Raw genomic sequence first — 18778 nt, forward strand, 5'->3', positions numbered from 1 at the left:
CGGGCCGACCGGCCCTCGTACGGCCGCCCGGAAGCGGGCCGGGGGATCAGACCTGGAACCAGCCCGGGGATCAGGCCGAGAAGTAGCCGATCAGATCGGCGACCACGTCGGTCGAGCCCCACTGGTTGGCGAACGACACCCGGCCGTCCACCACCGGGACCATCACCAGGGCCGACACCACCGTGCCCGGCCGGTAGTTGACGTTCGAGGCGTCCGGCCGGTCGATCCCGTGCGGATAGACCGTCAGGAAGCTGGTCTCGGTGGGCCAGACCGTCGTGACGTTCAACAGCACCGAGGTGACGCCGGTCGCAGGCACGCCCTCGACGCCGGCCACCTTCAGGCTGACCATGTCCTCCGCCCCGCCCAGCGCACCGGCGCGGGCGCCCTCGCCGTCCCGGGTGTCCAGCAACCGCACCAGCCGGGCCGCCGAGTAGCTCGCGCCCGTGCCGCCGTAGTAGCCGACGACGTCGACGCCGAGGTCGACGGAGCCCCAGGCGTTGCGGATGTCCACCTTCCCGTTCACCACCGGCACGGTCACCAGGTTCGACACGTTCTGCCCGGCGGTGAAGTTCAGGTTGGACGCGTCGGGCGCCGCCTGACCGTTCGGGTAGACCGTCACATAGCCGACCTGTGAGGGGTTGACGGCCGTCACGCTCATCACGACCGCCGTGACGCCGGTCGCCGGGACCCCGCCCACGCCGGTCACCTGGAGCGGCACCACGCCGCCCCCGCCGACCCGGCCGGCGGGAGCGCCGACGCCCGAGACGGTGTTCAGGATGCGCGCCGGGGTGACCGGGCTCAGCAGGGCGCCGGCCCCGCTGTCGGTGTAGTACCCGGCGATGTCGACGCCGAGGTCGACGGAGCCCCACGCGTTGCGGATGTCCACCTTCCCGTTGGCCGGCGGCACGGTCACCAGGTTGGGCACGTTCTGCCCGGCCGCGAAGCTCACCGTCGGCAGGTCGGGCACCGCCTGGCCGCTCGGGTACACCGAGACGGCGCTGTTCTGCGAGGGGTTGACCGCCGTCACGTTCATCACGACCGCCGTGACGCCGGTGGTGGGGACGCCGCCCACGCCGGTCACCTGGAGCGACACCACGCCGCCCTGGCCGAGCCGGCCGGCGGGAGCGCCGACGCCCGAGACGGTGTTCAGGATGCGCGCCGGTGTGACCGGGACGAACCGGCCTTTCGCCGCCGCCACCGCGGGCGTCACGGTGAACGCCTTGGTGAGGCCGCTGCCCGTGCCGCCCGCGTCCAGCAGCAGGTCGTAACTCCCCGGCTCCAGGCCGTTGGTGTCGACCAGGACGGTGAGCGACGTGCTGTCCGGGCTGACCGAGATGGGCTTGACGAACGGCTGGGTGCTGCTCCAGGAGCCGTTGCGGCTCAGCTTCACCTTGGATCCCAGGGTGAGGTTGCTGCCGCGCAGCACGGCCTGGGTCTGCGTCCCGGCCGCGCCGGTCGCGGGACTGATCGAGCCGAGGACCTCCACCCGGGGCCTGCTGCAGTCGAACACGCCGCAGGCTCCCTGCATGCTGTACTCGACCGGCGTCGCCGCCTTCGCCGCGCTGACCACCAGGACGGCCTGCCCCGCGGCGGCGCTCTGGGTGGTCTGGCAGCGGGTGCCGAACTGGCCGTAGCTGCCGCTGCACTGGTAGCTGAGGTCGTAGCCGTCCCACATCGCCGGTCCCACGAGGGAGATGGAGGGCTGGTCCCCGCCGACGGCGCTACTGGTGCCGAAGACGCTGAAGGACTGCGACGGCTTCATGTCGATCACCGCGCAGTAGCCGGACGACGACTCGGTGAGCACCCCGCTCCGCACCGGGAAGCCGTCCGCCGGGAGCGGGTGGGCGGTGCACTCCGCGGCCCAGCCGTCCGCGGTACCGACCTTCCAGGTGTCCACGTTGACGTGGATGTCCTTGCCCTGGTAGCCGGCCGCGAGCACCAGCACGGTGTAGGAGGTGGAGCCCGTGACCTTGCAGGAGACACCGCCCTGGACGCAGACGTTCCTGCCGTCCGCGTCGAGGACCTGCGCCTGCACCGAGCCACCGGTCGGCCGCGCGCCCAGCCAGAACTTGTCCGTGGCGGCGGCGGCGACCCGGACGCACCGGGCGTCCAGCGCGGAGTGCAGGTCCATCGGGACGGAGCGGCCACCGGCCGTGGTGGAGACGGGTGCGAGGCAGTCCGCGCTGGGTGAGATGTCCCGGCGGACCAGCTTGTAACTGTCGCCCCACCGCAGGTTGGTCAGCAGCGCCGTGTAGGACACGCCGGCCGTGAGCGGGCAGGTGATGACCGAGCTCGAAGCCGTCGAGCAGGCCACGTTGCCCTGCGGGTCGACCATCTCCAGCGCGGCGTTCAGCTGGTTCTGCGTGTTGGTGTAGTCGGCCATCTCGGCGGTGGAGTGCTGATCGGCGGGCAGGGCCAGGCACGCCTGCGGCAGCTCGTTGGTCAGCGTGACCTCCGCGCCCCAGGAGCCGTCGTACCCGCTCCGCGACCAGGCGGCGCAGCCGGCCGTCTCACCGGTCCGGTGGATCACCAGCTGGTACGCCTGGTTCGCCGTGCCGCTCAGGACGGCGCGGAACGGCGCCGTACCGGTCAGTTTGCAGACGACGTGGTCGCACTGGACCGCACCGGCCGCGTCGTAGACCGTGACACTCGTCCTGCTCCCGCCCGTCGGTGGCCGGTCGAGCAGGTAGAGACCGTTCCCGGAGGCCGTCGGCAGGGTGCGGCAGGCCTGTGCGCCCTGGGCGCCGAAGGTGCCGGTGGCCGGGCCGGAGACCAGGCCGTCGTCCTTGGCCGGGGTGCAGCCCCGGGTCTCCGCGTCCGAGCGGAAGGACATCCCGAACGCGCCGACGCTCGGGCTGCGCCCCTCGACCACCCAGGTGTACGTCCCGGGAGGGAGCTGACAGCCGGCGTGCGTCGCGCAGCCGCCGAACTGCTGGGTGCCGTCGGCGGCGAACAGTCCGCCGTACAGCTCGGACCCGTCGGCCCGGAGCGCGGCGAACGAGTACGGGGCCTGCTCGGTGAACCGCAGCGCACGGCAGCGCGCGACCGGGCTCAGGTCCGGGGCGACGCCGAACGCCTGGGCGTCCACCACCGGGCAGCCCTCCGGGCGGGTGAGCCGCGCCAGGGTGAGGTCGTACGTCTGGGCCGAGCCCCAGACCTGCTGCGTCGTCACCCGGTACGGGGCCGGACCGGCGAGCGTGCAGTCGAGCTCGGTGGACTCGCTCGTGCCGTAGGTGGTGCAGACCCGCTTGCCGGTGGCGTCGTAGACGTCCTCCGCGGTCTGGTAGACCGACGAGTGGAGCCGCAGCACGTCCCCGGCGGCCAGCTCGGCCGGCGCGAAGCAGTGCCCCGAGGAGCCGACCGGCAGCTCACCGTGGAACGCGGTCGGAGCGCCGAGCGCGAGGTCGGTGCCGCTCGCCGCCTTGCAGGAACCGGGCGACAGCAGCGGCAGGTACGAGACCGCGAGGCCGTTCTGCTGACCGCTGCCGTCGCGGGCCGTGAGCTTGTACGTCCCGGCCTGGCCGGTGGCGCAGCGCAGCAGCGAACTCCCCCACGTGGGCCCGCCCGACGGGCTCTCGCAGGTCACCGCGGTGCCGTCCGGGGCGGCCAGGGACTGGTAGATCCCCGCTCCGCCGCTCGACCCGACGGCCTGGACGAACACGAGGTCCTGGGCCTGCGTCAGGGTGAACGAGAGGGTGGCGCTCTGGTAGCCCCCGAGGGTGCAGGTGACCACCGTCCCCGCGGTCAGCGTCTCCGGGCAGGCGCCGGTCGGCCCGGCCTCCGCGAGCTCGCGGGCCGCGGCCGCCTGCTCGGTCGTCGGGTCCATCGTGGGCGCGGCCTTCGGGCCGGCGGCGGGCGCCGTGCCCGGGCTCGCGGACGGCGCGGCGGGCGTGGCCGGCGAAGCGGCCGACGGCGCGGCGGAGGCCGAGGCGGCCGGCGGTGTGGCCGCCGCCGCGGGGGCGATCTGGCCCACCAGTGCGGCCAGCACGGCGAGCAGCAGGGTCCCCGGAGCGGCGATGCCCGCTCCCCTCCGTCTCTGTCGCACGCGTCTGCCTGACGGCAGCATGCTCATACGTACCCCCCAAGGTCTGGAACGCCCGACTGCCGTGACCGTCACAGCAGCTCCTGGGCAGGCGGAGTCTAGCGACGACGGCCCCGCCTTGATCGCCAATTTCGCGCCCCGCGGGACGCACCGGCGACGCCGAGACGCGGGTCACATCCGTGCGTGTCACAACCCGGCCGCCCAGTCCGTCTCAAGGGGTGCAGGGACGGACGACAACGGAGGAGCACCCCCATGGACGCGCGACTGAGCCTGTTCGCCACCCCGGCCGCCGGGAAGGCCTTCAGGCACCTGATGGCGCTGGGCAGGACGCTCAAGGACGGACCGCTGCCGGCGGCGACGCAGGAGCTGGTGGCGCTGCGGGTGAGCCAGATCAACGGCTGCGCGGTCTGCATCGACATGCACGGCAAGGAGGCCGCGGCCGCCGGCGAGACCGCGGCGCGGCTCAACCTGGTGGCGGCGTGGCGGGAGGCGACGGTCTTCACCGAGGCCGAACGGGCCGCGCTGGAGCTGGCGGAGCAGGGGACGCGGGTCGCGGACGCGGCCGGCGGGGTCGACGACGAGGTGTGGGCGCGGGCCGCGGCGCACTTCGACGAGGAGCAGTTGGCCGCCCTGACGATGCTGGTCTCGCTCATGAACATGGTGAACCGGCTCAACGTCATCACCCGGCAGCCCGCCGGCGACTACGAGGTCGGTCAGTTCCACTGAGTACGCGACGGGCGGGGGCGAGGGGCCCCCGCCCGCGGATGGTTCGGACGATCAGGAGAGGGGATCCGGCGTGAGCAAGGTCGAGGAGTTCGAGGAGCTGCGGTCGCTGCTGTTCTCGATCGCCTACCGCGTCCTGGGCAGCGTGAGCGAGGCCGAGGACGCGGTGCAGGAGACGTGGCTGCGCTACGACGGCTCGGCGACCCGGCCCACGTCGGTCAGGGCCTTCCTGTCGGCGACGGTGACGCGGATCTCGATCGACGTCCTGCGCTCGGCCCGGGTGCGGCGGGAGGCGTACGTGGGCGCGTGGTTCCCCGAGCCGCTGCTGGACGACCCCTACCAGGACCCGGCGCGGTCGGCGGAGCTGGCCGACTCGGTGTCGATGGCGGCGCTGCTGCTGCTGGAGCGGCTCAGCCCGCTGGAGCGGGCGGCGTTCGTGCTGCGGGAGGTGTTCGGCTTCGGGTACGACGAGGTGGCGGCGACGGTCGGCCGGTCCGAGGCCGCCTGCCGGCAGCTGGTAGTGCGGGCCCGCCGGCACATGGAGGCCGGACGGCCGCGCTTCGAGGCGGTCCGCACGGAGCAGGAGGAGCTGTCGGCGCGGTTCTTCGAGGCCCTGCGCGAGGGTGATGTGGCCGGTCTGCAGGAGCTGCTGGCCGCCGACGTGACGATGGTCGGCGACGGCGGCGGCAAGACCCCGCAGCTGGCCAGGGCCATCGTCGGCGCCGGGAACGTGGCCCGGCTGCTGGCCGCCTTCTTCCCCCGGCTGGCGCTGGTCGACGTGACCTGCGAGCCGCACGAGGTCAACCGCCAGCCGGGCGCGATCCTCCGCGACCGGGACGGCAGGGTGCTGCAGGCGCTGTCGCTCGACGTGCTCGACGGCCGGATCCAGGCCATCCGCCTGGTGCTCAACCCCGACAAGCTCGGCCACCTCGGCCCGGTCGCCGACGCCTGGGCCGTCCACGACGAGGTCCGGAAGGCCGGCCGCTCGAGGCGGTGACCCCGGGACAACGAGAAGGCCGGTCGGTCCGACGTGAGTCGGGCCGACCGGCCTTCTGCTGGTCTGACGACCAAGTGTGCGCGAGGGGGGAGTTGAACCCCCACGCCCTTTCGGGCACTGGAACCTGAATCCAGCGCGTCTGCCTATTCCGCCACCCGCGCATCTGGGTGATGAGGTAAATCGTAGCCCATCCGCGCGGGTGCTCCGAACCAGGTCAGTGGGGCCGCCGGGATCAGCCTGCGAGGTGCTCCACGATCCAGTCCAGCAGCACGGGCGACCCGTTGCTGTGCACGGTGTTGTCGTCGTCGAAGGCGACCTCGTCCAGGTGGCCCCGGTCGAGGTCGGCGTCCGTGATGGAGAGGTTCACGTCGACGTTCCACTGCACCGGGTCGAAGTCCAGCGCCGCCGCGCTGACGGACGGGACGAAGGCGCCGCTGCGGAAGTCCTCGGAGATCTTCGCCTTCAGCGCGTCCGCGACCTTGCCGAAGGAGTCCAGGGTGCCGCCGGGCGCCCCGTCCAGTGCCGGGACCTCGGTGGTGGTGCTGCGGCGCATCGCCAGGCCGAGGTGCATGCCGCCGATCGGCTGTTCCTCGCCCCGCTCCGGCTGGAAGCGGGCCGTGGCGCTGGCGATCAGGGCCTGCCAGTCGAAGGCGACCTCGCCCGCCGGCAGCGGGCGGCCGACGCCGTCGCGACGACCGTTGGAGACGCCCAGCTTGCGCGGGATCGACGGGAAATCGTCGAAGCGCTTGAGGTCCGCCAGGAACTCCTCGCGCAGCGGGCTGGAGGTGGCGACCGGCCCGGAGTACTTGGAGTTCTCCACCCAGGCCCAGAGCAGCTGCTGGGCGGCGGGGCTGCGGATCAGGTCGGCCTGCTTGGCGCCGTCCGGGCCCGCCGGGGTGTAGTCCTCGAAGAAGTAGGCCATCTGCTGGAGCACGAGCGGGATCCACGCGCCGTTGTGGGGCGAGTCGTAGGAGAGGTACGTCTCCGTCTGGTGGTCCATCTTCTGCGTCTCCAGCTTGGCGAGCGCGAAGCGGGTGACGATCCCGCCCATGCTCACCCCGCCGACGGTCAGCCGCTCGTCGCCCACCCGCTCGTCGATCAGCTTCTCGATCGCCGCGATCGCGACCTCGGCGTTGGCCTGGATGTGGGTGTGCCGCTCCTCGAAGCCGAGCAGGACGATGTCGAAGCCCCGGGCGAGCAGCTGGTCGAAGAGCCCCTGCTTGTCGTCGTAGGGCTGGTTGAAGTACGCGAACAGCTCGGGGAGCTTGCTCGGGCCGTAGCTGAAGCCGTCCGCGAAGAGGAAGGGCTTGCGCAGGCCGAGCTTCGGGTTGGCGTAGTAGACGGCCGCCTTGCCCTTCGCGGCCTGGCCCTTGTACTCGGCGCCGGTCAGCTCCCAGACCACGTCGGCCTGGCGCCCGCCGGGAGCCGAGCGCTCCAGCGCGGAGGCGAACCACACGTCGGTCGTCAGCGAGGCGGCGAGCTCCGCCACCTCCGCCTGGCTGGGCTCCGCCTGGCCCCCCTTGAGGGTCAGGGCTACGTCGATCCGGGGTTCCTGTGTCATGACTACCGCCTCGGTCCAGTCGAACGGGGGATCACGTGCGCACAGTCGGTGACCGTAATGGTTTGACTACGCACCGCACCAGCGGAACACGCAGAGTGATCGAGATTGTTCGACCGCAGTCGGTGGATGGCCGGAGTTGGCCGACCGGTCAGACGGGGAAGTCGCCGGCCCGGACGGCGGCGAGGAAGGAGTCCCAGGCGGAGGCGGGGAAGAGGAGGGCGGGCCCGTCGGGGTCCTTCGAGTCACGCACCGGCACGAGGCCGGGGAATCCGGGGGCTACTTCGATGCACTCGCCGCCGTGATCGGCGCTGTAGCTGCTCTTCAGCCAAGAAGCCGCGGCGAACTCGGACTTCGTCATCTCGGTACTCCTCCATCGCTTCGGCGATCAGCGCGCGGGAGTCGCTGGCCGAGAGTACTTCCCCGCGCACGAGATCATAGTCGCGCCGATGCTCCGAAACGAGCGCCGGCTCCTCGCTGAAGTGCCCTCGGACGAGGCTCTCCGAGTAGAGCCACTCGACCCCATCTGCCATCTCCAGAAGGAACATTGAGACAGATGGAAGCCTGATCCCCGCATTCTGGAAGGGCGCCACCTGGATGCCGACGTTGGGTCGATCACTCATCGCGAGAAGGTGCTCCATCTGGGCCCGCATGACACCTGGCCCTCCAGTGACATTGCGAATGGCGCTCTCATGAAGGACCACCAGCAGCAACGGACCGTCGGACGCGAGGAAGCGGTCCTGCCTACTCAGCCGAGCCAACACACGCTCGGCAAGCAGCTCTGCGTTGCCACGGGCCTCTCCCAGACTGAACAGGGCACGGGCGTATTCCTCGCACTGGAGCAACCCATTGATCCGGGCGTACTGGAAGACTCTCTCGGCCACTGCCGCGGCCTCCAGTTCCACGAACCTCTGGAACCAGTCAGGGTGCTCGACCTCCGCGTTCCAGTCGACCCGCTCGTACAGCCGGGAGAGCAGGCCTCCCGTCCGCAGCGCCTTGTCCGCCTCCTCCAGCAGCTCGACCGGGAACTTGCGCTTGCCGCCCTCCGACTTGGTGACCACCGTCCGGTCGCAGTGCAGGAGCTTGCCCAGCTCCTCCTGCGTGAGCCCGGCCGCCTCTCGTGCGAACCGCAGCTCCTCGCCGAACAGTTCGGCCGAACTGGCAGTCGGCCCCGAGCGGCCCTTCCGATGTGACATCCCCGCCCCCTCTCGTGGCGGGACCCCCCGTCACGCCGAATTGGTCGCCACCGTACCTCCGTCCCCTCGATGATTGATGCCGGAACGCAATCTTCTGCTTGCACCGCGTGACCACGCGCCGTCCCGCGAGCCGCTTCCACTCCCCCATCGCCCCAGGAGGTAGCCACGCCATGTCCAAGAACTGCGTAGACCGCCGGCTGTTCGGCCCCCAGCACCGTCGGCCGCGTGAATTCGCGGCGCGGCTGGACTCCCGGGCTGCCTGCACTCCCCTGGCCCGGCTGATGCTGCGGGCCTATCTGGCCGGGATGCCGCAGGGCGAACGCTATTCGGACGTCGGCGAGTTGCTGCTCGGCGAACTCTTCGCCAACGCCGTCCAGCACAGTGACGCGCCGCCGGACCGCATGATCGAGGTCCGGTTCGCGCTGATCACCGACCGACTCCGGATCGAGGTGCACGACGCGGGCACGGGCCGTCCGACCGCCCGGCTCTCCGCCACCGACGACGAGCACGGGCGGGGCCTCTTCCTCGTCAACGAGCTCGCGGACCGGTGGGGTTGCCGCCCGCGTGCGGGCGGGGTGGGCAAGTTCGTCTGGGCCCTGGTCGCCCCCGGACCCGAGTACACCGGTCCCGCCTTCGGTCGTTCTCCCGCCGTCATCGCCGTCTGACGGCAGCGCCGCCCGGCGCACTCACCGTGCGCCCCGCAACGGTTTCCCCCCAACGTGGGGTTTGGCTCAACCCATCGGCCCGTGCGTACCGATGCCCCATGCGGCGCAAGTCCCGGGCGGGGTGGCGGCGCTGAGGGCTGCCACCCCGTTCGCCGCTCCTCCCCCGGTCGACGACTATCCGCTGCTCGTTACTTCGCGGCGTCGAGGGTGGCGCGCCACAGCGGGCTGTCGACGTAGTGGTTGTCGTACTGCTCGGAGGAGTCCTTGATCTCCTGCGGGCTCGCCTCGCCGCGCATCACCCGGCCGAGCAGGCGCAGGTAGTCGAAGCGGGGCATGCCCGGGGTGAAGACGAAGAGCACGTCGGCCTCGGAGCCGGGCGCCGCCGCGAAGGCGTGCGGGGTGTGCGGCGGGACGAGCAGCAGGTCGCCGGCGCCGAGGACCTTGATCTCGTTCTCGACCAGCACCTGCAGCGAGCCGTCGATCACGAAGAACAGCTCCGAGGCCCGGGTGTGGAAGTGGGCCGGGGCGCCGACCGCGCCCTTGGCGAAGGTCGAGCGGTAGCTGGTGATCGAGCTGCCGTCGGTGCCGCAGTCGGCCAGCAGGGTCATCACGCTGCTCGGGTCACTGGTGGTCTCGGCCTCGGCCGCGCGGGTCAGCACGGGCTTGAGGTCGGCGGCGGCCGGGATGAGGTTCGCAGCGGTGTTCACAGTCGTTCTCCGTGTTTCGGGTGGTGGGCCCCGGGTCTCTCGCCGTGGCCTTGTGTCTACGACTCTACGCAGTCGAGAGACCCGGGCCAGGGTGCATTTCCGACCCACTTCCATGGGTCAATTCTCGATGCCGCCCGACATGACCCGGCGTCATCCGCGCTCTCCGCACCAGCCGTTCAGACATCCCGGCGCCGCACGACGACCACCGCGAGCACGACGGCGACCAGCGGCCAGAGCAGGTACACCGCCCACGAGCCGGGGACGGTCGCGGTGTACGCGAGGGAGTCGGGATCCGCCGCCCAGTTCTGGACCAGGCGCCGCCAGGCGGCGGACGGCATCAGGTGGTTGACGTCCGCCGACCAGCGCGTTCCCTCGGAGAACATCGTGGGCAGCAGCACCAGCGTGAAGACCCCGGTGACCACGGTGGTGGCGGTGTGCCGGATCAGCACCCCGAGACCCAGCCCGACCAGGGCGCAGATCGGGGCCACCAGGGTGCACGCCACCAGGGCCCGGGCCAGCCCGGGGTGGGTGGCGGGGGCTCCCCCGCCCCGCACGGCCTGGGAGGCCAGGAAGGAGCCGACGGCGGTCACCGCGCCGACCGCGGTCCACAGCACGGCGGTGACGGCCGCCTTGGCCAGGACCACCTGGCCACGGGCGGGGACGGCCACCGTGGTGGTGCGGATCAGCCCGCTGCTGTACTCGCTCACCACGGTGATGGCGCCCATCGTGGCGGCGACCATCATCAGGATCCAGTACCCGGCCGCCGGAAAGGCGTTGAAGGGGAGGAACTCGCGGGGCGCGCCCGGGACCGCGTCGCCGTCGTGCGCCGCCATCGTCGCCGCGACGGCGGAGCCGATGACGAACACCGTGGTGACCGCGATCGCCCACGGGGTGGAGCGCAGCGACCGCATCTTGATCCACTCGGAGGCGAGCAGATCTCCGAAGCGCACGGGAGAGGCAGCCGCCGGGACGACTGCGGGGGCGCCTGAGGGGGCTGCCGCCGGGGCGGCCGTGGACGTGGTCATCGGGGCTCTCCTGCCAGGTATTCGACGCTGTCGGCGGTGAGTTCCATGAAGGCCTCCTCCAAGGAGGCGTTCCGGGTGGTCAGTTCGTCCAGCAGGATCCGGTGCTCCAGGGCGAGCGCGCCGATCCGGTCCGCCGGCAGTCCGGTCACGGTGAGCCTCCCGGTACCGGCCGGGTCCGGCGGTGCGACCGAGCCGCCCGCGGCGGTCAGCACCGCCGCCAGTTCGGCGGCCTGCCGGGTGCCCACCACGACGCCCCGGCCGGCACTGCGGGCCGCGAACTCCCCGACCGGCTCGGCGGCGATGAGCCGGCCCCGGCCGATCACCACGAGGTCGTCGGCGGTGTGCCCCATCTCCGACATCAGGTGGCTCGACAGCAGCACCGTGCGCCCCTCGGCGGCCAGGCGCCGGAACAGCCGGCGCATCCAGAGCACGCCCTCCGGGTCCATGCCGTTGACCGGTTCGTCGAAGACCAGCACGGGCGGGTCGCCGAGCAGGGCGGAGGCGATCCCGAGCCGCTGCTTCATGCCCAGCGAGAACCCGCCGATCCGGCGGGCCGCCGCCTCGGCCAGCCCCACCTCCCGCAGCACCTCGTCGACCCGGCGCAGCGGAATGCCGTTGCTGCGGGCCAGGGCGGACAGGTGGGCCGCGGCGCTGCGTCCGCCGTGCACCTGGTTGGCGTCGAGGAGCGCGCCGACGTGCCGCAGGCCGCGCGGGTGGGTGCGGAAGGGGAGGCCGCCGACGGTGGCGGTGCCGGCCGTCGGCGCGTCCAGGCCGAGGATCATCCGCAGGGTGGTGGTCTTGCCGGCACCGTTGGGGCCGAGGAATCCGGTGACCCGGCCCGGCCGCACGGTGAAGGTGAGACGGTCGACGGCGGTCCTGCCGCCGTAGTGCTTGGTGAGTTCCTTGACTTCGATCACGAGGACGACTCTGCCCGGGCGGCCCTCGTCCGGGCATCGGGCCCGGGGCGACACCTCGGCCGGCGGGATCCGCCCACGGGCGTACGCCCCCGGGCCGATGCCGCGTGGCCGGCCGCTGGCTAACCTCACGGCATGAACGTCGGAACGATCACCCCGCGCACCGCCACGCCCCCGCCCCGGCCGAGAGGCGCCGTGCCGGTGACCGGCACGCGGGTCGCGGCCTGGGTGGGCGGCTCCGTCTACGTCCTCGCGACGGCCCTGCTGGCGGGGGCCACGCCGCGGGCTCCGCACGCGCTGCACGCCGTCGGGTCGCTGCTGGCCGTGAGCCTGCTCGTCGGTGTGCTGCGGAGGATGCCGCTGCTGGCGCTGACGATGGCTCTGCTCGGCTCCGCCCTCGTGGTGGTGGGCACCGGGAACTCCGGCGGTCCGCACCTGGCGCTGACCTACCAGAGCCAGTTCCTGCCCTTCCTGGCGGTGGACGCCCTCCTGGGCTTCGTCGTCGCCACCGGTGCGCGCCGGGCCTGGATCGGCGCCGTGACCGTGTCCACCCTCGTCCAACTGCTGCTGGTCGGCGGCTTCGCCCACGGGGACAACCTGACCGCCAACGCCGTGATCGCCGTCCTGGCGACGGCCGCGGCCTGCACCGTCGGCCTGCTGGTCCGCGAGCGCCGCGAGCACGCGGTGGCGCTGCGCTCGCAGGAGGTGGCCGAGGCGGTGACCGCCGAACGGCTCCGGATCGCGCGGGAGTTGCACGACATGGTCGCGCACAGCATCGGCATCATCGCCATCCAGGCCGGGGTCGGGAGCCGGGTGATCGAGACCCAGCCCGCGGAGGCCCGGGAGGCGCTGCGCGCCATCGAGGCCACCAGCCGCGAGACACTGGCGGGTCTGCGCCGCACGCTGGTGGCGCTGCGGCAGAGCGACCCGGGGCCCGCGGAGTCGAAGCGGGCGCCGCTCGCGCCCTCGCCGGGTCTGGCGGACATCGACGGGCTGGTGGCGGCGACGGCCGACGCGGGGGTGCGGGTCGACCTGCGCCACCGGGGGGAGCGGCGTCCGCTGCCGGCCGAGATCGAGCTGTCCGCCTACCGTATCGTCCAGGAGGCGCTGACCAACGTGGTCCGCCACGCGGCCACCGGGCACTGCCAGGTGACCATCGATCACGGGGACGGGGAGCTGTCGGTGGAGATCGTCGACGACGGGCGCGGCGCCGCCACGAGCGGGCCGGACCACGGCTTCGGGCTGGTGGGCATGCGGGAGCGGGTCGCCCTGCTGCACGGCCGGCTGAGCGCCGGGCCGCGCCCCGGGGGCGGCTTCCGGGTGGCCGCCCGGCTGCCGCTGCCCGCCGCAGTCACGGCGGTGGCCCGATGAGCGTCCGCGTCCTGCTCGTCGACGACCAGCCGCTGGTGCGGTCCGGACTGCGCGTGATCATGGCCGACCACCCCGACCTGCTGGTGGTCGGCGAGGCCGCCGACGGCGCCGAGGCCGTCCGGCTGGTCGGCGAGCTGGGCCCCGACGTCGTGGTGATGGACATCCGGATGCCCGGCATGGACGGGATCGAGGCCACCCGGCTGATCACGGCCGGACCGGCGACGGCCCGCGTCCTCGTGCTGACCACCTTCGACGAGGACGACCACGTCTACGACGCGCTGCGGGCCGGGGCGAGCGGCTTCGTGGTCAAGGACATGGCGCTGGACGACATCCTCGCGGCGGTCCGGGTGGTCGCCGACGGCGACGCGCTGATCGCGCCGGGCGTGACGCGCCGGCTGATCGCGGACTTCGTCGGGCGCCCCGGGGCCGCCCCGGAGGGCCCGCCCCCGACGGTCGAGGGCATCACCGAGCGGGAGCGGGAGGTGCTGACCCTGGTCGGGCGCGGCCGGTCGAACGCCGAGATCGCCGAGGACCTCTTCATCACGGTGGCCACCGCCAAGTCGCACGTGTCGCGGCTGCTCGCCAAGCTGGGCGCCCGGGACCGGGTCCAGCTCGTGATCACCGCCTACGAGGCCGGGCTGGTCACGCCGTCCCGGTGACCGCCCGACCCGGCCCGGGGGACCGGCCCGCCGTGGTGTACCGGGCCAAGTCGACCCGCGCAGCCCGCACTTGGGGGAGCCGTGTTCCACAGCGACGACCGGCGCCCGCCCGGCATCCGGACGCCCGACCGGGAGACCGCCGAGGAGTTCGGCGAGCCGGTCGCCGTGCTCCGCGACGCCCCGGCCGGGTGGCTCACCCTGCTGGGGCGGCAGAGCTCGGACGGGTTCCTCCACTGCCTCGACGTCGGCTACCACCGCGGCACCGACCTGGTGGCGACCGTCCAGACCTCCCGGCCGCTGCCGGAGAGCCACCGGGTCCGGCCATTCAGCACGCCCGAGTCCGAGCTCTGGGTCTTCCTCGCCAACTCCGGGCGGATCAGCCACGGGACGTTCCCGGAGGACCTCGGGCCCGTCCGCCACGAGGTCGTCCTCCGCCTGGACGGGCTCGCCACCCGGGTGGCGGGGTACCGGTCCCACGGCTGCACCAGCGCCTCGCTGCCGTGCGGCGCCGGGCATCTCGTCGTGACCGCGCCGGACGCCCACTGGGAGGCCGTCGCCGACCTCGTCCTGCGCCGGGCGGGCGACTTCCAGGGGCGTCCTCGGCCCTGAGCCCCTGCCCCTGCCCCTGCCCCTGCCCCTGCGCCCGCTCGGCGCCTGAGCCGCTCAGCGGTCGAGGGCGATGGCGTGCTTGGCCCGCTCGACCGACTCCTCGGCCGGCGGGCCGCCGGGGTTCTCGGTGGCCAGCGCCTGGTTGAGGGCCACGAAGGGGCGCATCCGCTCCTCGTAGCGGGTGAAGGCGGCGCGGTGGTCCCCGCCCGCCGCCCTTTCCCGCCCGAGCTCGTCGGCGAGCACATGGGCGCCGACCAGCGCGAGGCTGGTGCCCTGGCCGGAGAGCAGCGAGGCGCAGTACCCGGCGTCGCCGACCAGGGCGGTCCGGCCGACGGACCAGCGGTCGAGGTGCACCTGGGCCATCACGTCGGCGTAGAAGTCGGGCGCCCGCTCCAGCGCGGCCAGCAGCCGGGGCGTCTCCCAGCGCAGCGCGCCCATCCGCTCGGCGACCTGCCGCCTGGCCAGCGCCATGTCGCGCACGGCCGGTTCGTCGCTCCCGTAGCCGAAGGTGATCCGCAGCTCGCGGTTGCCGCGCACCGGGTAGATGCCGTAGCCGGCGTGGCCGTCGCGCTGCCAGACCTGCCAGTCCTCCAGGCCGAGGAAGTTGTCCGCGCCGAAGATGGCGACGTGGGAGCCGAGGTGGCGCAGGAACCGCTCCTCGGGGCCGAAGGCCAGCCTGCGGACCCCGGAGTGCAGGCCGTCCGCGCCGACCACCAGGTCGAATGTGCGGGGCGCGCCGTGCGCGAAGGTGACGTGCACGCCGTGCTCGTCCTCCCGGAGCCCGGTGATGCTGTCGCCGCTCACGAACTCGACGCCTTCGGAGACGTGTTCGTGCAGCAGGGCGACGAGGTCCTCGCGCAGCAGCTCGACGTCGTCGCTGTCGAGCCGGCCGCTGCTGTAGGTGGCCTCGGTGGAGCGGTGCACCTCGTTGCCGTCGGCGTCGAGGACGGACATGCCGCGCATCCGGGTCCGGGCGGCCCGGATCGGCCCGGTCAGACCCATCCGGTCGACGACGTCGAGTGCGACGCCCCGGATGTCGACGGCCTGGCCGCCACGGCGCGGGGCGGCGGCGAGTTCCACCACCGTCGGGGCGAAGCCGTTGCGGCGCAGCCAGTGGGCGAGGGTGAGGCCGGCGATGCCGCCACCGGAGACGAGGACGGTCTGCATGAGGAACTCCCCCTGTTCGCGGCCGGTCACCCGGACGCCTGTGTCTGTACGCTGTAAGCGAGCTGCTCGCGCGCAGCTCCCGCCCTGAATGTACGACGTAAATTCAGAGCCACGCAAGGGCCTGACCAGCAGGTCAGGCCGCATCTGTGCTAGTACAGCAAGCCTTTCGGCAGGCATCTCGGCCGGTCGGCTCTGAGCTAGTACAGGGCGGACGACCGCGAAAAGATCTTCCGAGGAGTCGACAGCATGGCCACGGACATGGACCCGCCCTACCGGCGCATCGCCGCCGACCTCCGACGGCGGATCGCCACCGGCACGCTCGCCCCGGGCGAGCGGGTGCCCTCGAACCGCCGGCTCGCCCAGGAGTGGGGCGTCGCCCTCGCCACCGCCACCAAGGCGCTGACCGTGCTGCGGCTGGAGGGGCTGGTGGAGGCCCGGGCCCGGGTCGGCACCGTGGTGGCCGGCGGCCCGACCGGACCGGACGCGGCGGTCGCGGCAGGCCCGGAGGTCGCGCCGGCCGCAGCTGCCGTCGCGCCCGTGCCCGCCCCGCCCACCGCAGCCGCCACCACCCCCGCACCGGACCGCGCGCCCGCCGGGGACGGCGAGCTGAGCCGGGAGCGGATCGTCCGGGCAGCGCTGGAGCTGGCCGACGCCGAAGGGCTCGGCTCGCTCTCGATGCGCGCCGTCGCCGGGCGGCTCGGGGTGTCCGCGATGTCGCCGTACCGCTACGTCACCAGCAAGGAGGAGCTGGTCATGCTGGCCGCCGACGCGGCATTCGGCGAGGCCCGCTACCCGGCCGACCCGCCCGCCGGCTGGCGGCCCCGCCTGGAGCTGGGCGCCCGCACCCTCTGGGCCCTGTTCCGCCGCCACCCCTGGCTCGCGCAGCTCAGCCCGGTCACCCGGCCGCTGCTGCTGCCCAACCTGCTGGTCCACGCCGAATGGGCGCTCGCCGCGCTCGACGGCCACGACCTCTCCGCGCCGGCCATGCTCGACATCCACGTGCTGCTGTACAGCTACATCGAGGGCATCGCCGTCAACCTGGAGCGCGAGGACCAGGCCCGGGCCGCCACCGGCGTCACCGAGGACCAGTGGATGGACCGCCAGCTCCCCGTCATCGGCGCGCTCGCCGACTCCGGCCGCTTCCCGGTGTTCGGCCGGCTGATGGCCGACCTCCCGAACGGCTACGACCTGGACCTGGACACCCTGTTCGAGTTCGGCCTGGCCAACCTGCTGGACGGACTGGCCTCGCGCGTCGGCCCGGGGGCGCCCGCCGGTCCCTGATCCCCCTCGCGCCCCCGGAAGGCCCGGCGGTACTCGCGCGGGGCGACCCCGACCCGGGCGACGAAGACGGGCCGCAGCGAGACCGCCGCACCGAAGCCGCAGCGGACCGCGACGGCGTCCACCGGCAGGTCCGTCTCCTCCAGCAACCGCTGGGCCAGGAGCACGCGTTGCTCCAGCAGCCAGCGCAGCGGCGTGGTGCCCGTCGCGCCGGCGAAGCGGCGGGCGAACGAGCGCTCCGACATCAGCGCCAGCCCGGCCATCCCGCGGACCGTCCACGGGGTGTCGAGGGCGGCCAGGACCTCGGCGCGGACCCGGGCCAGGACGTCGTCACCGCCGGCGTCCTCGGGGACCGGCGACGGGATGAACTGCGCCTGCCCGCCGGCCCGGAAGGGCGCGGTGACCATCGCCCGGGCGATCGTGGCGGCGGCCTGCTGGCCGTGCGCGGCGCGCACCAGGTGCAGACAGAGGTCGATGCCGGCCGCCACCCCGGCGGAGGTCCAGAGCCCGCCCTCACCGGTGAAGAGCACCTCCGGGCGGACGTCCACCGCCGGGAAGCGCCGGGCCAGTTCGCCGGCGAGCGCCCAGTGGGTGGTGGCGGTCCGGCCGTCCAGCAGCCCGGCCTCGGCGAGGACGAAGGCGCCCGCGCAGAGCGAGGCGATGGCGACACCGCCCTCGTGGGCGGCGCGCAGGGCGGCCAGCACGGCCGGGTCGCGCGGCTCGTTCAGCCGCTCCATCCCCGGGACGACGACCAGATCGCACTCCCGCAGCGTCTCCAGGCCGAAGTCCGGCACCCGCTCCAGCCCACCGCCGAGCCGCACCCGGGCGCCCTGCGGCCCGCAGACCCGCAGGTCGAAGGCGGGCAGCCCGGGCCGGGTCAGCCGGTTCGACCACACCTCGCCGATCACCGCGTAGTCGAACGCCCGCACGCCCTCGAAGATCAGGCAACCCACAGTCCGCATGGCAGAAATCTAGCGACGAAGGGCGCCCTGGCGCCCGGGCGCGGTGGCAGGAATCGATCGATGGGTGGCGCCGGCGCCCCTCACCCGGGCTGCCCGGGCGCCGACACGATGGACGCATGACGAACACCGACGCATTCGACGCCCCGCTCACCATCGACTCCGACGCCGTACTCGTCGTCATCGACGTCCAGAAGGGCTTCGACGACCACGCGTTCTGGGGCGAGCGGGACAACCCGGAGGCCGAGCGGCGGATCGGCGAGCTGATCGGCACCTGGCAGGAGACCGGGCGCCCGGTCGTGGTGGTGCAGCACGCCTCGCAGACCGGGCCGCTGGCGCCGGGCACCCCGGGGTACGAGCTGAAGGACGTGGTGGCGGACGTCAAGGCGGACCTGCACATCACCAAGCCGGTGAACAGCGCCTTCTACGGCACCCCGGACCTGCACGCCTGGCTCCGGCAGCGGGGCGCCCGCCAGGTCGTCATCGTCGGGATCATGACGAACGTGTGCAACGAGACCACCGCGCGGATGGCGGGCAACCTCGGGTACGACACGATCTTCCCGACCGATGCCATGCACACCTTCGACATGGCCGGGCCGGACGGCGTGACCGTGCCGGCCGCCGAACTCGCCCGGGCCACCGCGACGGTGCTGCACGCGATGCGCTTCGCCAAGGTGGTCACCACCGGCGCCGTCCTGGCGGCGGCGGTCAGCTGATCAGCGCCTCATGGGCCGCGCCCTCCACCGCGTCGAGCAGGACGAAACCCCGCCCCGGCAGTCACTCCAGGCACCGACAGGACCCGGCGGCGGCCGCCCCCGCACACCGGGGTGCGGGGGCGGGTCGGTGTGGATCAGGCCGGGGCGCACGGCGTTGACCCGGATGCCCGCAGCGGCGACCGCCAGGGCGAG

17 protein-coding genes and 1 tRNA gene are annotated in these 18778 nt (G+C 73.2%); 8 read left to right on the plus strand and 10 right to left on the minus strand.

What is annotated here, in order from left to right; translation table 11 throughout:
- Window positions 1-70: 70 nt before the first annotated feature.
- Window positions 71-4045, minus strand: a complete 3975-nt coding sequence (locus ABZ497_RS27490; RefSeq protein ID WP_359809019.1) for a hypothetical protein — start codon at window positions 4043-4045, stop codon at window positions 71-73.
- 249 nt (window positions 4046-4294) lie between these two features.
- On the opposite strand from ABZ497_RS27490, the gene ABZ497_RS27495 reads away from it, so the two are divergent.
- Window positions 4295-4768, plus strand: coding sequence for a carboxymuconolactone decarboxylase family protein (locus ABZ497_RS27495; RefSeq protein WP_359809020.1), 474 nt, complete (start codon window positions 4295-4297; stop codon window positions 4766-4768).
- Window positions 4769-4838: 70 nt separating this feature from the next.
- Entirely contained in the window at window positions 4839-5762 is a 924-nt protein-coding gene (locus ABZ497_RS27500) for an RNA polymerase sigma-70 factor (RefSeq protein ID WP_359809022.1), read from the plus strand.
- A 77-nt stretch (window positions 5763-5839) separates the two neighbouring features.
- Here ABZ497_RS27500 and ABZ497_RS27505 read toward each other — a convergent pair.
- The 4 genes from ABZ497_RS27505 to ABZ497_RS27520 form a co-directional block, all read right to left on the minus strand.
- Window positions 5840-5923, minus strand: a tRNA-Leu gene (locus ABZ497_RS27505).
- Between the two features lie 71 nt (window positions 5924-5994).
- Complete coding sequence (locus ABZ497_RS27510) at window positions 5995-7323, minus strand: hypothetical protein (protein ID WP_359809024.1); 1329 nt, start codon at window positions 7321-7323, stop codon at window positions 5995-5997.
- Between the two features lie 148 nt (window positions 7324-7471).
- Window positions 7472-7648: a DUF397 domain-containing protein gene (locus ABZ497_RS27515; protein WP_359809047.1), complete on the minus strand. Its 177-nt coding sequence runs from the start codon at window positions 7646-7648 to the stop codon at window positions 7472-7474.
- Window positions 7566-8516 carry a helix-turn-helix transcriptional regulator gene (locus tag ABZ497_RS27520; RefSeq protein ID WP_359809025.1) on the minus strand — a complete coding sequence of 317 codons (951 nt, stop codon included), beginning with the start codon at window positions 8514-8516 and terminating at the stop codon, window positions 7566-7568. Before ABZ497_RS27520 ends, ABZ497_RS27515 begins: the two co-directional genes overlap by 83 nt.
- A gap of 170 nt (window positions 8517-8686) precedes the next feature.
- Here ABZ497_RS27520 and ABZ497_RS27525 point away from each other — a divergent pair, with 170 nt between their 5' ends.
- Window positions 8687-9181 carry an ATP-binding protein gene (locus ABZ497_RS27525; protein ID WP_359809027.1) on the plus strand — a complete coding sequence of 165 codons (495 nt, stop codon included), beginning with the start codon at window positions 8687-8689 and terminating at the stop codon, window positions 9179-9181.
- Between the two features lie 188 nt (window positions 9182-9369).
- Here the strand turns inward: ABZ497_RS27525 and ABZ497_RS27530 are convergent, their stop codons facing one another.
- From ABZ497_RS27530 to ABZ497_RS27540, 3 genes are all read right to left on the minus strand, one after another.
- Window positions 9370-9888 (minus strand): cupin domain-containing protein, encoded by a 519-nt coding sequence (locus ABZ497_RS27530; protein WP_329489950.1) that lies wholly within the window; start codon window positions 9886-9888, stop codon window positions 9370-9372.
- Window positions 9889-10064: 176 nt separating this feature from the next.
- Window positions 10065-10913, minus strand: coding sequence for an ABC transporter permease (locus ABZ497_RS27535; protein ID WP_359809029.1), 849 nt, complete (start codon window positions 10911-10913; stop codon window positions 10065-10067).
- Complete coding sequence (locus tag ABZ497_RS27540) at window positions 10910-11830, minus strand: ATP-binding cassette domain-containing protein (RefSeq protein WP_359809031.1); 921 nt, start codon at window positions 11828-11830, stop codon at window positions 10910-10912. Before ABZ497_RS27540 ends, ABZ497_RS27535 begins: the two co-directional genes overlap by 4 nt.
- Window positions 11831-11962: 132 nt before the next feature.
- On the opposite strand from ABZ497_RS27540, the gene ABZ497_RS27545 reads away from it, so the two are divergent.
- The 3 genes from ABZ497_RS27545 (at window position 11963) to ABZ497_RS27555 (ending at window position 14466) form a co-directional block, all read left to right on the plus strand.
- Window positions 11963-13198: a sensor histidine kinase gene (locus ABZ497_RS27545; protein WP_359809033.1), complete on the plus strand. Its 1236-nt coding sequence runs from the start codon at window positions 11963-11965 to the stop codon at window positions 13196-13198.
- Window positions 13195-13857, plus strand: coding sequence for a response regulator transcription factor (locus tag ABZ497_RS27550; RefSeq protein WP_359809035.1), 663 nt, complete (start codon window positions 13195-13197; stop codon window positions 13855-13857). Before ABZ497_RS27545 ends, ABZ497_RS27550 begins: the two co-directional genes overlap by 4 nt.
- Window positions 13858-13938: 81 nt before the next feature.
- Entirely contained in the window at window positions 13939-14466 is a 528-nt protein-coding gene (locus ABZ497_RS27555) for a hypothetical protein (RefSeq protein ID WP_359809036.1), read from the plus strand.
- A gap of 54 nt (window positions 14467-14520) precedes the next feature.
- Here ABZ497_RS27555 and ABZ497_RS27560 read toward each other — a convergent pair whose 3' ends face one another.
- Window positions 14521-15633, minus strand: a complete 1113-nt coding sequence (locus tag ABZ497_RS27560; protein ID WP_359809037.1) for an FAD-dependent monooxygenase — start codon at window positions 15631-15633, stop codon at window positions 14521-14523.
- Between the two features lie 246 nt (window positions 15634-15879).
- Here ABZ497_RS27560 and ABZ497_RS27565 point away from each other — a divergent pair, with 246 nt between their 5' ends.
- On the plus strand, window positions 15880-16914 hold the full coding sequence (locus ABZ497_RS27565) for a TetR/AcrR family transcriptional regulator C-terminal domain-containing protein (RefSeq protein ID WP_359809039.1): 1035 nt from the start codon (window positions 15880-15882) through the stop codon (window positions 16912-16914).
- On the opposite strand, the gene ABZ497_RS27570 is transcribed toward ABZ497_RS27565, so the two are convergent.
- Complete coding sequence (locus ABZ497_RS27570; protein ID WP_359809041.1) at window positions 16815-17873, minus strand: helix-turn-helix domain-containing protein; 1059 nt, start codon at window positions 17871-17873, stop codon at window positions 16815-16817. The genes ABZ497_RS27565 and ABZ497_RS27570 overlap by 100 nt on opposite strands.
- 116 nt (window positions 17874-17989) lie before the next feature.
- On the opposite strand from ABZ497_RS27570, the gene ABZ497_RS27575 reads away from it, so the two are divergent.
- Window positions 17990-18586: a cysteine hydrolase family protein gene (locus ABZ497_RS27575; RefSeq protein ID WP_329489941.1), complete on the plus strand. Its 597-nt coding sequence runs from the start codon at window positions 17990-17992 to the stop codon at window positions 18584-18586.
- The last annotated feature ends 192 nt before the right edge of the window (window positions 18587-18778 follow it).

Origin of the sequence: Kitasatospora sp. NPDC005751 (genome assembly GCF_040630835.1) — a bacterium.
Classification (GTDB): Bacteria; Actinomycetota; Actinomycetes; order Streptomycetales; family Streptomycetaceae; genus Kitasatospora.